Source organism: Arthrobacter sp. Hiyo1 (assembly GCF_001263615.2).
GTDB lineage: Bacteria > Actinomycetota > Actinomycetes > Actinomycetales > Micrococcaceae > Arthrobacter.
Genome location: NZ_DF952469.1, coordinates 894,269 through 894,875 on the forward strand (window position 1 = coordinate 894,269; position 607 = coordinate 894,875).

Genomic DNA, 607 nt, shown 5'->3' on the forward strand with positions numbered 1-607 from the left:
GGGGTCTGTTGTGCGGTCCCGAGCGAGGTCTTCGCGTCGGACGCCAGCACGCCGTTCATCACGGCATCAAACCCGGCAGCCCCGCCGGACTGCTGCACGGGCGAAGAGCCGGGAACAGCCTGACGCGGAACTGCCGCAACAGAGAGTGGCAACGGCATCACGAGCCTCCCGCGGGGACAATCCGGCGGATCGCAGTCAGATTGGACTGCTGTTCCCACGCATCGCGGATCTGGATGGTCTGGCCGGGGACGGGCGCGTCGATCGCTTTGCCGTTGCCGAGGTAGATGGAAATGTGTTCGCCGCCGAAACTCACCAACAGGTCGCCGGGCTTGGCTTGGGCCAAGGATGCCACGGGAGTGCCTTGCCGCATCTGGTCGCTGACGACGCGCGGCAGATCAACGCCGAGGTCCTTGAAGACGCGCTGCACGAAGCCTGAGCAATCCATGCCCACCGCCGGGTTGGTGCCGCCCCAGACGTAGGGCACACCGACGTATTTCTTGGCGTCGGCCACCACGCATCGCCCGTGACAGCGCCGGTGGCCGTGCCTGTACCGGCACTCGAAAGCGCGCCCGCGATGCCGGAGAGGGCGGCACTGCCGCCGAGCCCC

Annotated in this window: 1 protein-coding gene; it reads right to left on the reverse strand. The window is 67.5% G+C overall.

Going from position 1 to position 607, the window contains the following annotated elements:
* Positions 1-157: 157 nt before the first annotated feature.
* Positions 158-514, reverse strand: coding sequence for a C40 family peptidase (locus AHiyo1_RS08400; protein WP_059388249.1), 357 nt, complete (start codon positions 512-514; stop codon positions 158-160).
* Positions 515-607 lie beyond the last annotated feature (93 nt).